The sequence below is a fragment of the Paenibacillus glucanolyticus genome (genome assembly GCF_037333485.1).
In the GTDB taxonomy this organism is placed as follows: Bacteria; Bacillota; Bacilli; order Paenibacillales; family Paenibacillaceae; genus Paenibacillus_AQ; species Paenibacillus_AQ glucanolyticus.
Genome location: NZ_CP147845.1, coordinates 1,895,715 through 1,909,900, shown reverse-complemented (window position 1 = coordinate 1,909,900; position 14,186 = coordinate 1,895,715). Strand labels below are relative to the sequence as shown.

Here is a 14,186-nt window from a genome sequence, read left to right as displayed (position 1 = left end):
CATTTCACTCTAATTGGAGGTGACGAGCTGCGTAAACGCACAGTTTTTTAAGGATCTTCATTTTTTGAAAGCGCTTATATTTATCGGATCAACAACCGCACCCGTTGCCTGTCGGCCAGAAGGATTCAAATATTGCATATATTCAAAAATTGAAGCTCTTTCATCTTCGAAAAGAAATCGTGCGAGGCGGAATATAAGGGCATAAGTTTACAAAAAGACCGCTTGGAGGCTGCCGTGGATCTCGGCATCAACGGTCTTTCGTTCAGGCTTTATGTGTATTCCGATATTGTCCGGGCGTTGTACCCACCATCTTCTTGAAGGAGCGGATAAAACTCGAGGTGCTGGTGTACCCCACCTGTTGAGATATAGCTTCAAGAGTCTCTTCGCTGTCCCGCAGAAGCTGAATGGATTTTTGAATCCGAAGCTGATCAATGTACTCTTTAAAATTTTGCCCCATCGTTTTCTTGAAATGATGGCTGAAGTTGGAGACCGACATATCAAAATAATCGGCCATCATCTGCAGCGAGCAGTTCGGATCCATTCCTTTTTCCGCAATGATGGATAGAATCGCCTCTTGGGTAGCCGGACGGGCAAGCGGCAGCGTCTCGCTGATCATATCGCACAGCTTGGTACAGCTTTCCCGGATGATTCCGATCATCTGCTCCAGCGTATAGCGATGTTTGAACGCGGCATCGGTCAGCCGCAAGAGGCTCTGATCATCATGACGGAACCGCTGGAGCCCGTTGAAGATAACGGTAACCGTGTTCAGGTATACACTTCGGATCATATGCGGCGGTAAACTGTCATTGCTTAAATACCCGATCATACGCTCCGACAAGGAAGCCAGCATCGCGGCATCATTCTTCAGAATCGAGAGCTCAAGCGACTGCAGAAATTCGGCAAAATAGGATACGGCGCCAGATTGGGGAATTTCCATGTCATCAAATATCAGCACCGAACCGGTTTTGCGTATCCGCAGAAACTCCGCCGTCCGAAGCGCCTGCAGGTACGACACATGAATATCCACCGGTGATCGTGCTCGTACAGGTTTGCCGATGCCAATCACCGTTCGCAGTCCATTGTGCTTCAACAATGACTCTTGCATGCTTTCAAGACAGGATTCGAGGGGGAAATCACTCTCATGGGAGCTTGCCAGAATCAGCTCATGCTGATAGATGCTCTTGAAGAAGAAGGTCTGCACCCCGTCCGGCAGCAGCTCTTCGTATTTGCGGCAGCACGCCAAGATCTTCTCGGTTGCTCCGGCATCCGATTCACAGCATACCACGGCAACCGTAAAGTGTTCATATTTAAACCTAATGCCTATCCTTCCGGCTTCCTGTTCCCATTCCTCCCAGTCTGCATATTGCCCGCTCACCAGCTCGAACAGCAGGTTGTCCCGCATGATCGGCAAGGATCCCTTCACATGCTCGTCCAGCTTGCTATTCGCTTGTGAAAGCTCCTCCAGCGTGTACTTGATCGTATCAATTTCATTCATCGGCCTTCGCTCCTGCGGCTCGAAGACATGAACAGCGAGGTCAACCAGACGCCGAATCGGCTGATAATTTTTACGGATGGATACATAGATGATGAACACTTCGAGCAGCAGAATCAGTCCGACAAGAACAACCGTGTTCAGCTGTATCGTTCGAATGCCCTTCAGAGATTGGGATACAGGCAGCAGACTGACATATTTCCAGCCGTTCTTGTCTGAAACCGAGTGGGATACCAGATAGTCCGATCCACTGATCGCGTAGATGCCGGAGGTGGGAGAACGTTCCTCCCCTATGCCCTGCACAAGCGACCGAAAATCATCGGAAGACTGGTAGGACGTCTCATTGGAAGAGACCAATCTCCTTCCCTGGCCGTCAAATACAAAGAAATCGCCGCTATAAATCTCTGAAACAGACTTCATCATGCGGACAATCGTATCTTCCTTTACCATAATCATAACGGCTCCGGGCGAATGGGTGCCTCCTACCGGAAGCGGCTGCACAAAGGTCAGCATTCTGACACGATTGTTGCCAGGCACAACCACATTCTCTACCGGCCGGACGACAGGGGCTTTGAGATCATTCAGGGTCTGTATCATATCTTGGTGCTCCCAGTTTTCATAATAATAGCCGACCCCAGGAATGGAGAGATCCTCCGTACTGTATGCGCTTCCAGTTTTGGAAAACAAATAACCGATGTTCTTCACATACAGCAAGGTGTTGTAAATAAACGCATCGGTTGCATTGTATTTTTTCATCTCATTGGCGATGATGACCCGCTGGTAGTCGCTTTCCTCCGCTTTGTACATCTTGAACTCCCGATTCTGTACCAGCTCAAACGGCAGATTGTACACATACCGGGTAAAGGTATCCATTGATGTCATGAACTGTTCCGTAATATGCGCATTCCAGTCCATCTCCTTCTCTTTCACTACGTCTGCCGAATAGGGATAGTAATAACACAGGATGACGATCACGGGAAACATCAGGACAAGCAAATAGGAAATCAACAGCTTGGTCAGCAGGTTTATCTTATGGATTCGCAAGCGGCAGCCCCCTCCCCATCACTTCATTCCAGATCTGAAAATGTTATCTATAAGAATACGAAATTCTCAAAAAAAAGAAAACTCATTTCCTGTCATCAACAACAAGAAATGAGTTTTTAAACTCCGTATCGTTTCACTTATCAACCTTATGAGGATTGCTCCACACCCCATTTTTCCGCCCACTTCTCCATTTCCTTCAAAGAGTCCAGAAAATCCATCCCCTTCTCCGTCAAGGAATACTCCACGGACACGGGCACCGTAGGGAAAACCTCGCGCCTTACGATACCGCTGCCTTCCAAATGTCGAAGCACATCCGTTAAGGATTGTGTCTTGATGATAGCTGCATCCCGATGAAGCTGGTTAAAGCGTTTCGGTCCTTGGGATAACTGCGCGATGACAAGAAACGCCCATTTGGCACCAAGAATTTGCAGCACCGAACAGATATGATTGAACGCTGGCTTTTCCTGAAACTCTTCCCTAACGGGTTCCACAGCCTCACCCCACCGCTTACGAATAGTAAGTTAATCAAAATGTTTGGATAATGTCCAATTGCTTTGCCTTCTTACATAATAAATGTGCTCTGCTTATAATACAAACACAACGAGATCTCGAGCATTTCCTAAACCGGCTGCAGCATGTGCTAGCCATGATTCGCAAGACCGGATGCCATAACGAAGGGATGAATTTACATGAAACCATTCACGATATATTTATTAGCGCTTGGTGTCTTTCTTACCGCCACCTCTGAACTGATCGTTTCGGGTATCCTGTATGCAATCGCAGACGATCTCCATATTTCACTGGCGCTTGCCGGTCAGTTAATCACCGCGTATTCACTTGCCTTCGCCATCGGGACACCGTTTCTGGTTTCGCTCACATCGCGAATCAACCGTAAAAAGGTGCTGCTCGGCTCGCTTCTGTTGTTCATTGTCGGCAGTCTCGCATCCTATGCCAGCAGCCATGTATGGCTGCTTATGGGTTCCCGCATCATCCTGGGGATAAGCTCAGGGGTGTATCTCGTTGCTGCAATGGGAACCGCCGCCAAATTGGTACCCCCGGATAAATTGGGCCGTGCGATCGGTACCATCGTTCTCGGGTTCAGCAGCGCCATGGTGCTTGGAGTTCCGATTGGCATCACGATAACCAATATGCTGAACTGGCAATCCATCTTCCTGCTGCTGGCTCTGCTCACTCTGTTGGTTGCCTTTGTCCTTGCCAAGCTCCTGCCGGATGTCGAAGGGGACGCGGCCGTTCCCTTTCATCAGCAGTTCAAAGTGCTGGGAAGTGTAGTGATCCTGAGCGCCCTGTTTCTCACCTTCTTCCGGGAATCCGGCAATTCGGTGCTGTTCACGTACATTACCCCGTTTATCCAGGATATTTTTCATATCAAGCCTTCAAGCATCAGTCTCATGATGCTGGTATTCGGTCTCTTTGGGGCTATTGGCTCCAAGCTGGGTGGGTATGCTATCGACCGGTTTGGGCCACCCAGAGTGATCACCCTCAGTACACTCATTCATATTGGGGTATTTGCTCTTCTCCCGCTGCTCTCGGGCAAGTCGCTCATTGGACTCATGCTGATAAGCATCATGGTACTGTCCATGTTTGCGGCAGGTCCCGCTGTCCAGAGTTATTTTATCCAGCGGGCACCGGGCTCTTCCAATCTGATTCTCAGCCTGAACACCTCCGTTGTTCACTTCGGGTTAGCTGCAGGAGCGGGTGCAGGGGGCTTCATGTTAAACACGACATCCACGCTTCAATACCATCCATGGCTCGGAGGAGTTGTGCTCGCTCTTGGTCTCGCAGCCGGACTTATCAGTTTCGCTGCCGGTAAAAGAGCGCTGCTGCCACAATCGACCTGACAGGTAAGGTGCTTCCCCCTTCCTATTACATTATTGCAAGCCACCCGGCTAACGGGTGGCTTGCTGCCGCCTTGTCGAAAATGGGCTCACGGATGTTTGCCCATCCGAATAACGTATCCTATGGGTCAACGCCTACTACATTATGAAGGGCAGGAATCACCGTGGCAGTCTCTTACATGGATTTCACCTCTCCATCTGTTCGTTATACTTATGATCTGAACAATAACCAAATTTTCAAAAAAGACAATCAAAACTATATTAATTCACTCTCGGTAAAAGAATTGAACACGCTCGGCAACGCTTCTCTGCTGGATATTCATCTCAGCACCGGAAATGTGGTCGAACCGCATACTCATCAGAATGCATCCGAGTTGGTGTATGTCATTTCCGGAGCGGCCATCGTCTCCATCATTAATCCGTTCACCAAGGAGCTGCTGAACTTCCCGGTCATGCCGGGTCAGGTCGCGCTTGTGCCTCAAGGCTGGTGGCATTATGAAATGGCGACGGCTGACAATACCCATCTGATAGCCATCTTTGATACGCCTGTGCCTGAATTCATTCCTGGCTCCGACCTCTTCAGATTAACCCCGGCCAATGTCTTCGCCCATACGTATTGCCTGGATGAAGCCAAAGTGAAAGAGGCCTTCGCTCCTATTACCGATACGGTTGTAATCGGGCCGCCTAAGAACTGCATGCACCAAGGGCAGGTGCAGGGCCAGACGATGCAGCAGCAGCCGTCACATCACAACCAGCACTACTACCATCAAGGAAGCCCTGTGAACCGTGACTATGAGCTGCTGCAGCAACAGCAGCAATATCAACAGCAGCAACAGCAGCAGTTGTTCCAGCAGCAATTTCAGGCACAGGAACAACCGCAGCATGGAGCGTATGCTGCTGATCCACAGCGAACGCAGGCTCAAGAGCAAGAGCAGCTTCGCTCGCAGCAGCAATTACGAGAACAGGAGCGGCAGCAATTCATCCAACAGCAGCAGCAGCTGCCCTTCTTGCAGCGTCAACTGATCGGAAACGGCTGGGATCAATTCTGATCCATGCTGCAGTGATCTAGGTCCTCCATTGCCAAACGCAGCATCACTATTCGTCCGTGATGCTGCGTTTTTCTTCTTGAAATGGAGTAATATATTCAGGAAGGCCGAATGCTCCCGTTATTTTCATCTTCCGGCACGTAATGCTCCCAGGTTGTTTAACCGATATGGACCACTGTAAGCCAGAGGTCAGATTCACCAGGCTTAAATAGTATCCGTGGCCTGCACCTGTATCGATTCCCAGCTTACCGTCTCCATGCCAGAGCTCCTCTGGCGGTACACCCAAACGAAACGTAGAAGTATGACCAAACACAATAACTTTGTCCATGCATCGGGGGGACAGAAGAAACGGCTCACGAATCTCCGTTAATTCTACCGGGCTCTGTGCATGAAGCGGAATGCCCGGCCGAATCCCTGCATGCACAAACACATATTGTTTATACTCGGTCCATAACGGCATGGTTCCAATGAACTGCTGATACTTCATGAAACGGGAAGCCGCAAGCCCAGCTTGTTCCGGCCGTTGATGCAGCCATTTGCGTTCGTTGTTTCCCTGAAGCGCAACGGCACCGGAATCACACAGCTCCTTCACATAATCCAGTGTCCCTGCTGAATCCGGTCCCTTGTTTACATAATCCCCAAGCAGGAACAAGCGGTCCACCTTCGGATCATAATGCACATGCAGCAGAAGAGCTTGCAGCAGATGACCGTAACCATGAACATCCGAAACTGCGTACACCTGGCTCATGGGGCTAGCATGCTGCTGTCTGCATACATCATGGTTTGATCCGGAGACAGTCGTATCCACAATTCGCTTCCGGCATCCACCGTGCAATCATGGAATAAATGAATGGGCTGCCGATCTGCCGTTTCCACAATGACTCTCCATCTTGTCCCTTCGTACACCGTCTGTACCACCGTCACCTTCAGCAGGCTTCCTGCTGCCGAAGTTTCTTCGCTGCATATCCGGATGGATTCGGGATGGATCATTATCACGGCTCTGCCGTCTCCCATATCCCCGCCTGAGCGAAGTCCGGCAATGGGACGCCCGGCAAGTATGGCTTCAGGCTGCCCATTCCGGGCCAGCTCGGCTTCCAGCCGGTTGTGATATCCCATGAGCTGCGCAACCCAAGGGCTTGCCGGTCTCTCAAACAACACCCTCGGCTCCCCGAATTGATCAATTCGTCCATCCCGCAAAATCAGAATCCGATCCGCCACCGTGAATGCCTCCATACGATCATGCGTCACATACAAGGAAGCGATGGATAACTCCCCCAGCAGTCTCGCCAGTTCACCGCGCATGTCCGTTCTAAGCTTAACGTCCAGATTAGACAACGGTTCGTCCATCAACAGCAGCTTGGGCTCTGTTGCCAGGGCCCTTGCGATGCCGACGCGCTGCTGCTGTCCACCCGACAGCTGGGCGGGAAGGCGGTCCAATAAGCCCTCCAGCTTCAGAAGCGACTGGAGTCGTTCCAATTTATCCGCCCTGTCTTTAGTGTCCAGCTTCCGGCGCTTCATCCCGTACTCCATATTCTGTTTCACCGTCATATGCGGCCATAGGGCATAATCCTGAAACACCATATTGATAGGCCGATTCTCCGGGGGAACATAGTGCCTTCCCCGTTCCACGGTGACACCCGCCATCTCCACCTCGCCTGAATCTATGCGCTGAAGTCCGGCAACCATCTGCAGCAGCGTCGATTTCCCGCAGCCCGATGGACCGAGAATGCAGATGCGTTCTCCTTCCCCCACTTCAAACGTGATCGGCTCCAATACTTGCTGTGAGCCGAATGATTTCGATACGCCTTTTACCCTTAAGATCATTCCGCTCTCCATCCCTTCCAAGTCTGATCACACTCTATCGACAATCAATTCCATCTACCGCGATTTCTTGCCATCCAGCCATCGAAATACAAGACGCCCCACTGCTTGAAGCAATACGATGATCAGCACCACGGTACCGCAGCTTACCACGGTAGCAGCCGTAGCATAGCCATAGCGCGAGAATTCAAAAGCTCTATCGATAACCAGCGGCATCAACGAATAATTAGCCGGTTTCAGCATCGAGGCCAGGGCCAAATCAAACACGCTGGTTCCAAACGAAGCCAGAATTGCAATAAGCAACGACTGACGCACCATGGGCAGTACGATATCCCGCATCCGCTCGAATACACTTGCCCCTTGGATAGCGGCTGCCTTCAGCATTGTGCTGGACAAATTGCCGAACGCTCCAAGCTGGACCCTGACCGCGTAGGGGATGGCACCGGCTATGCCCGCAATCACGAGCAGCGAAGGCTTTCCGTACAAGTGCAAACCGAGCGGTTCCAGCCATTTTTGATTCCATATAAAGATATAGCCAATTCCCAGAACAACACCGGGCACTGCCAATGAAACGATAGAGAACAGCTGAAGCAGCGGTTTTAGCCTCGACTCCGTGAAGGTCAGCATATAGGCAACAACAAACCCGATCAGCATGCTAAACAATGCGGCAGCGGCAGCAATGGCAAGTGAATGATACATTCCTTCCAGATAACCCAGCAGCCGGTGGTCCCCAGCCTGCCCTGCAAATAATTCACGATAATGATCGAGCGTAAAATTACCCGCATTCAGGCCGCCGCCTGCCTGTTTCAGCAGAGATACCGCAGCACTCGTCCCAATCGGAATCCCGAGGCTCACAACAAGAAAAACCGTAATCGACAGATTGTAAATCCACGCAAAACGCGGCTTCACCTTCTCCAGCTTGACGGCTCTCGCATTCAGAAAGTCAAATCTGGATTTGCGAAGGGTCACCATAAGCAGAGTCATCGCCAGTGCCAGGATCAAGACCAGGTAAAAGGCCAGCACTCCCGCCATATCAAAACGTACAGGCGACTGGTAAATAGCCGAGTAAATGGAGTAGGTCAGCGTGGGGAATTTATACACCGTTGCCAATGCGGCAGGCAGCCCGAAATCGCCGATTGAATCCATAAAAACCAAGGTCCAGCCCGCTGCATATGAAGGCAGCGCCAATGGCAGCTCGACGGTTCTCCACACGGTGAACGGCTTGGCGCCGTTCAGTCTGGCCGCGTAACCAAACTGCCGGATATTCCATTCCGATGCGGCCATGATAGCCAGATAAGCCAGCGGAAACTTACTAAGCGACATGACAAACACTAGTCCGGCCGGTTGAAAAATGAACGAGGTAACCCACGTCAGACCCAGCCACTGATGAACCAGTCCATCCGCACTCGCAAACAATACCCAGCCCTGTGCAATCATGAAGGAGGGAGCGATCAGCAGCACCCAAGCTGTCATATCCAGCAACCTCGCTGCGGCAAAATTCCATCTTGCCCGTATAGTAGCCAGAACGCCTCCGATGATCGTACCAAACGTGGCCGTTCCCAGCGCTAATGTGACTGAATTCAGGAGGGATTGTTTCCACAGCGGACGATGAAATATTTCTCCGATCAAACCCAGGCTGCTGGACTGAATCTGCCCGAAAAAGAGTCCGGGAAATATCACGTTGATCAGAACGGCGAGCAGCGGCAAAAAAATAAAAACAAACAGGAGGAGGGTTACCCCGCCTCCATAGCGAGCTTCCGAAGTATTCATGTAATCTGCCTACCTTACGTTCTGATCCGCAAACCAGGTTTTGATCTCAACTTCATGCTCGGAGGCCCACTTTGCAGAAGGCAGCATAAAGGCACCGTTTGGTTCACGTTCACTTCGTGCCGGCACACCTTCAACCAGCGGCGTGAAGAAGCTGTCCGTTGAATCCAGCGACGTTAACATCTGCTGTGTCTCGGGTTTCAGCATATATTCAACAAACGCCTTGGCCGCAGCCGGATTCTTGGCCTGTTTGCTGATCGCTACCACACGAAGGCTCCCGGGTGCCCCCCCCTCCGGCCAAATCACCTCAATGGGCTCACCTGCAAGTTTCAGTTCATAAGCATTGTGCTCTTGAAGTGCCGCAACCTCGATCTCTCCGCTTAACAAGGCTTTGCCTACCGGGCCGTTCTTGGGATAAACATGGAGTCCCTTCTCAAAACGCTGCGCATATTTCTGCTCCGCCTCCGCTACGCCCCACTGTTCAAAAAACGCAGATACGAGTGGATAGGCAGGCGCTGCTACAGTAGGATCTGCATGACCGACTGGACCGTCATAGTCAAAAAATTGTTCCCATGTGGTCGGAGCCTTCTCTGGCGATACCCGATCCGTGTTATAAGCAATCACGCCAGCTGCATGAATGCCGACCGGGAAATAGGCGAAATCCTCCGGCACATAAGCCTTCCCGTTCTCGGACAGATTCCCCAGATTCTGGGGCTGCCAGCCTGTCATCAGAAAATCGCGGTCAACTAAATTTCGCACCGATCCGTGACCGTCCATCATCAGCACGTCCCACTGCGGGTTCCCCTGCTCGGCCTCTATTTTGGCCAATGCTTCTCCCCCGCCATAATGCACGGCTTCAATCTTGAAGCCTGTCTCTTCCATAAACTTCGGAGCAATGAAATCCACAAAATCATTTCCGTATAAATAGATCGTTTCCCCGGTGTCTTCAACCTTGTCGTTACCTGAGGACACCTCCGATTGCCCCGAAGCCCCACTTCCGCTGGCGATGGGTACGGTGGTTTCTCCCGATCGGACCGTTTGCTGTCCATCGGATTGCGCGCATGCCGACAATAGCCACATGAGTGCGGTTAATGCAAACAACATCCCATATTTGAAACCTGTCTTTTTATTCATGTCACCCTCCTGTTTCGAATTGGCCTTCTTGATTCCATTTCAGCATAACGCCCCAGATTCAATTAAAAATTATCGCTGCGTTAACAAAGAGTTAAATAATATCTATCAAATAAAGGATAAGATTAATAGTATCGATGATGAAACTGGAAGAAAGGATGTAATCCATGAACTTACAGCAATTAAAAGTGTTTGTGCTCACCGTGGAGCTGAAGAAGCTGTACCTTGTAGCTCAAGAGCTTGGCATCACCCAGCCAACCGTCACCTTCCATCTGAACAAGCTGCAGGAAGAGCTTGGCATCGCTCTGTTTCATACCAAGTCCTATCATGTCATCAAGCTTACGGAAGCCGGCCACGCCTTCTATCATTACGCATCACAGATCCATTCCCTGTCCGAGCAAGCTGAATCGACAATGGACATATACCGGGGAACGGCCGCGGGGGTTCTCGCCATTGGCAGCACCCATACGCCAGCCACCTATCTGTTGCCGCCGCTCTTGCAGCAGCTGAAGCTCAATTATCCAGGGCTGTCCATCATGCTGGATGTCCGTCCGGCAGCCTATATCCTCGAAAAAATCAAAAAATATGAGCTCGATGTCGGCATCATCTCGAACACGCAAGTGGAGGACCCTGAATTCATCGCCCAGCCGCTGATTCATGATGATCTCGTGCTTATATTCGCGCCGGACCATCCCTTCGGGAGTTCAGAAGATTTGTTTCCGGAGGATCTGGCCGGACATCCCTTCGTATCCCATGAACCGGGCTCCATTAGCCGGCAGCTTATTGACCGCTGGGCGGACAAACATCGGTTGCAGCTTCAGGTTTCGATGGAGATCTCGGGTACCGAGGCACTGAAATCAGCGGTGCGGCACCGTCTCGGGTATGGCATGATTGCAGAAGCCGCCATCCAGGAGGACCTGGCAGAGGGCAAACTTCGTTCGCGGCCCATCCCGTCCTGGCTGCCTGAACGCCAGATCTATGCCGTTCGGCACCGCAATAAACTGATTAGTCCGGCACTGCGAATGTTCTGGAGAAATCTCATGGACAATTTTTCATCTCAACAGACGAATCATGTTCGCGATCAGTTTTAAGTTTCATTCCGCTATATTTCGTATTCTTCTAAAAAGGGGTAGAATAGTAAGGTGCGGCATTCTGGTATGCCAATGTTAATCCAAGGAGGATCCTAAATGATGAGTGTTGATTATAAAGCGTATTTCGCTGAACACCGCGAAACCCATCTGAACGAATTGAAGGAATGGTTGTCCATTCCGAGCATTTCCGCCCTGTCCGAGCACAAAGGCGACGTTGCCAAGGCAGCAGAATGGCTTGCTGGCAAGCTTAGAGAGGCTGGGCTTGAGCATGTCGAGGTTCATCAGACGGCAGGACACCCTATTATTACGGCGGACCATCTGCATGCGGCAGGCAAGCCGACCCTACTCGTATACGGCCATTACGATGTGCAGCCGGTAGACCCGCTGCATCTGTGGGAAACTCCGCCGTTTGAGCCGGATATTCGCAACGGCAAGCTGTACGCGCGCGGCGCTACGGACGACAAAGGACAGCTCTTCCTGCATGTCAAAGCTGTCGAAGCTATTTTGAAACAGGAGAAGGAGCTTCCGGTCAACATCAAGTTTTGTATCGAAGGCGAGGAAGAGGTATCCAGTCCAAACCTGCCGCTCTATCTCGACAACAATAAGGACAAGCTTGCGGCGGATGCCATTGTGATCTCGGATACGTCCCTGCTCGCACCTGGTAAACCGGCTATTTCTACGGGCCTCCGCGGATTATGCTCCCTGGAGCTGTCACTCGAAACAGCCAATACCGACCTGCATTCCGGTACATATGGCGGCGGGGTGCCTAACGCGCTGCATGCCCTCGTCTCCCTGCTTTCCTCGCTCCATGATGAGCAAGGCCGTGTCGCTGTCAAAGGCTTCTATGACGGCGTACTTGAGCTGTCCCCGGAAATGCGCGAGGAATTTGCCAAGCAGGAATTTGACGAGGAGAAGCTGAAGCGGGATCTCGGCCTCGATTCCCTGTATGGTGAAGAAGGCTTCTCCTTCGTGGAACGGGTAGGTGCACGTCCTACGTTAGAGCTGAACGGGGTGTACGGCGGATTCCAGGGCGAGGGCAGCAAGACCGTCATTCCGAAGGAAGCCCACGCCAAAATCACGTGCCGCCTGGTGGCGAACCAGGATCCGCAAGCAGTTCTTGACGCAATTGAAGCACACTTGCATGCTCAAACTCCGGTCGGTTCGAAGCTTACGTTCAAACCGAAGGAAAAAGCGTTTGCCTTCAACATCGATCCATCCCATCCGATGCTGCAAAAAGCGGCGGATGCCTTCGAGAATGTGTACGGCACACGTGCCCTGTTCACGAAGGACGGCGGCTCCATTCCAATCGTGGAGAAGCTGTCCAGCACATTGAACGCCCCTGCGGTCATGATGGGCTACGGCTTGCCGGATGAGAATCTGCATGCTCCGAATGAGCATTTTAATCTGGAGAATTTCGATAAAGGGCTGCTGACAGCAGTGGAGTATTTAAAGCTGGTATAAGAAGGCTTCTGCAGTACAGTTACCGCCCGTCGGGGGTTCATGACTGAAAGAGCCAACTAAGATTTTGTCTCCCTTCGGGAGACTCCATCGTTTGCACAGGCAAGAGGGCTGAGGTGTACACTTCAGCCCTCTTGCTTTGTTTTTGCATGGAAAACGCTGCGAGTGCTGTGATTCTGCACTCGCAGCGTGGGCGGTGGGGCAGTAGGGCGCAGTGCTGCGATCTGCACACGCTATCGTTGGAGGGCTGGGCTGTGGGGGGGTGCACTCGCTAACGTTTGGGGATGGGCTGTGCGCCGTGGGCCTATTAGCCTCTTTTTGTGTTGAACCATCCGTTCGTTGCCTCCGCTTCCCTACTCCCTGCTCACTACTCTCTACTCTCTACCTCTACACTCTGCTCTCTACTCTCTACTCTCTACTCTCTACACTCTACACTCTACCTCTACTCTCTACACTCTACTCTCTACCTCTACTCTCTACCTCTACTCTCTACCTCTACTCTCTACCTCTACTCTCTACACTCTACTCTCTACACTCTACTCTCTACCTCTACTCTCTACCTCTACTCTCTACCTCTACTCTCTACCTCTACCTCTACTCTCTACCTCTACTCTCTACCTCCCCTCCTCCTCTATTTGGTTAACGGACCGACAGGACCTTATTGGCTTAGAAAGGTCCAATTCACAATTCTAATGGACCTGAGGAACGCTATTCCCAGATTTAGAGGTAACTTCACCCGTTTTTTAGACATATAACGGCCTCTCGGTCCGTTAGTCTCAAAATCAGGCTATTTTAACTAAAATAGCGGCTCTCAGGTCCGTTACTTCCAGGAAATGACCAGCAAACAGACCATATCGAAATCATGCGATCACTTCCAAAAATGTCCAGAAAACAGACTATACCGAGTTCACATGAGGATTGCCAAGAATTACTGGGAAAGCAGGCCATGCCGAGATCACGCGCTTGGTTAACGGACCGACAGGACCTTATTGGCTTAGAAAGGTCCACTTCACAACTCTAATGGACCTGAAGACCGCTATTCCCAGATTTAGAGGTAACTTCACCCGTTTTTTAGACATATAACGGCCTCTCGGTCCGTTAGTCTCAAAATCAGGCTATTTTAACTAAAATAGCGGCTCTCAAGTCCGTTACTGCCAGGAAATGACCAGCAAACAGACCATATCGAACTCATGCAAGCACTTCCAAAAAAACAGACTATACCGAGGTCACATGAGCATACCAGAAAATGTTCAGCAGACTATACCGAGGTCACATGAGCACACCAGGAAATGTTCAGCAGACTATACCGAGGTCACATGAGGATTGCCAAGAATTACTGCGAAAGCAGGCCATGCGGAGTCACACGCTAGGTTAACGGACCGACAGGACTTTATTGGCTTAGAAAGGTCCAATTCACAATTCTAATGGACCTGAGGATCGCTATTCCCAGATTTAGAGGTAACTTCGCCCGTTTTTTAGA

The 14,186-nt window shown here is 51.0% G+C and carries 10 protein-coding genes; 4 read left to right on the top strand and 6 right to left on the bottom strand.

Features of this window, described 5'->3' with window-relative positions; translation table 11 throughout:
* Positions 1–262 precede the first annotated feature (262 nt).
* Together WDY75_RS09260 and WDY75_RS09255 are read right to left on the bottom strand one after the other, a co-directional pair.
* Positions 263–2,536, bottom strand: coding sequence for a helix-turn-helix domain-containing protein (locus WDY75_RS09260; protein WP_063480274.1), 2,274 nt, complete (start codon positions 2,534–2,536; stop codon positions 263–265).
* 146 nt (positions 2,537–2,682) lie between these two features.
* Positions 2,683–3,027 (bottom strand): winged helix-turn-helix transcriptional regulator, encoded by a 345-nt coding sequence (locus WDY75_RS09255; RefSeq protein WP_006211889.1) that lies wholly within the window; start codon positions 3,025–3,027, stop codon positions 2,683–2,685.
* 198 nt (positions 3,028–3,225) lie between these two features.
* Here WDY75_RS09255 and WDY75_RS09250 point away from each other — a divergent pair, with 198 nt between their 5' ends.
* Entirely contained in the window at positions 3,226–4,395 is a 1,170-nt protein-coding gene (locus tag WDY75_RS09250) for an MFS transporter (RefSeq protein ID WP_063480275.1), read from the top strand.
* 161 nt (positions 4,396–4,556) lie between these two features.
* Entirely contained in the window at positions 4,557–5,441 is an 885-nt protein-coding gene (locus WDY75_RS09245; protein WP_063480276.1) for a cupin domain-containing protein, read from the top strand.
* Positions 5,442–5,487: 46 nt separating this feature from the next.
* On the opposite strand, the gene WDY75_RS09240 is transcribed toward WDY75_RS09245, so the two are convergent.
* The 4 genes from WDY75_RS09240 to WDY75_RS09225 are packed head-to-tail and all read right to left on the bottom strand — an operon-like array spanning position 5,488 to position 10,160.
* Complete coding sequence (locus tag WDY75_RS09240) at positions 5,488–6,186, bottom strand: metallophosphoesterase (protein ID WP_006211893.1); 699 nt, start codon at positions 6,184–6,186, stop codon at positions 5,488–5,490.
* Positions 6,183–7,262 (bottom strand): ABC transporter ATP-binding protein, encoded by a 1,080-nt coding sequence (locus WDY75_RS09235; RefSeq protein WP_063480277.1) that lies wholly within the window; start codon positions 7,260–7,262, stop codon positions 6,183–6,185. The genes WDY75_RS09240 and WDY75_RS09235 overlap by 4 nt, the downstream gene beginning before the upstream one ends.
* A 54-nt stretch (positions 7,263–7,316) precedes the next feature.
* Positions 7,317–9,029, bottom strand: a complete 1,713-nt coding sequence (locus WDY75_RS09230) for an ABC transporter permease (protein WP_063480278.1) — start codon at positions 9,027–9,029, stop codon at positions 7,317–7,319.
* Between the two features lie 9 nt (positions 9,030–9,038).
* Positions 9,039–10,160 carry an extracellular solute-binding protein gene (locus WDY75_RS09225; protein WP_063480279.1) on the bottom strand — a complete coding sequence of 374 codons (1,122 nt, stop codon included), beginning with the start codon at positions 10,158–10,160 and terminating at the stop codon, positions 9,039–9,041.
* 164 nt (positions 10,161–10,324) lie between these two features.
* Between WDY75_RS09225 and WDY75_RS09220 the strand changes: the two genes are divergently transcribed.
* Together WDY75_RS09220 and WDY75_RS09215 are read left to right on the top strand one after the other, a co-directional pair.
* Positions 10,325–11,248 (top strand): LysR family transcriptional regulator, encoded by a 924-nt coding sequence (locus WDY75_RS09220; protein WP_063480280.1) that lies wholly within the window; start codon positions 10,325–10,327, stop codon positions 11,246–11,248.
* A 99-nt stretch (positions 11,249–11,347) separates the two neighbouring features.
* Complete coding sequence (locus WDY75_RS09215; protein ID WP_063480531.1) at positions 11,348–12,709, top strand: dipeptidase; 1,362 nt, start codon at positions 11,348–11,350, stop codon at positions 12,707–12,709.
* Positions 12,710–14,186 lie beyond the last annotated feature (1,477 nt).

What these genes read in the sequence shown, in the direction of transcription:
- WDY75_RS09250 (WP_063480275.1), top strand. Translation starts at nt 3,226, where the DNA reads ATGAAACCATTCACGATATATTTATTAGCGCTTGGTGTCTTTCTTACC.
- WDY75_RS09240 (WP_006211893.1), bottom strand. Translation starts at nt 6,186, where the DNA reads ATGAGCCAGGTGTACGCAGTTTCGGATGTTCATGGTTACGGTCATCTG.
- WDY75_RS09235 (WP_063480277.1), bottom strand. Translation starts at nt 7,262, where the DNA reads ATGATCTTAAGGGTAAAAGGCGTATCGAAATCATTCGGCTCACAGCAA.
- WDY75_RS09230 (WP_063480278.1), bottom strand. Translation starts at nt 9,029, where the DNA reads ATGAATACTTCGGAAGCTCGCTATGGAGGCGGGGTAACCCTCCTCCTG.
- WDY75_RS09225 (WP_063480279.1), bottom strand. Translation starts at nt 10,160, where the DNA reads ATGAATAAAAAGACAGGTTTCAAATATGGGATGTTGTTTGCATTAACC.
- WDY75_RS09220 (WP_063480280.1), top strand. Translation starts at nt 10,325, where the DNA reads ATGAACTTACAGCAATTAAAAGTGTTTGTGCTCACCGTGGAGCTGAAG.
- WDY75_RS09215 (WP_063480531.1), top strand. Translation starts at nt 11,348, where the DNA reads ATGAGTGTTGATTATAAAGCGTATTTCGCTGAACACCGCGAAACCCAT.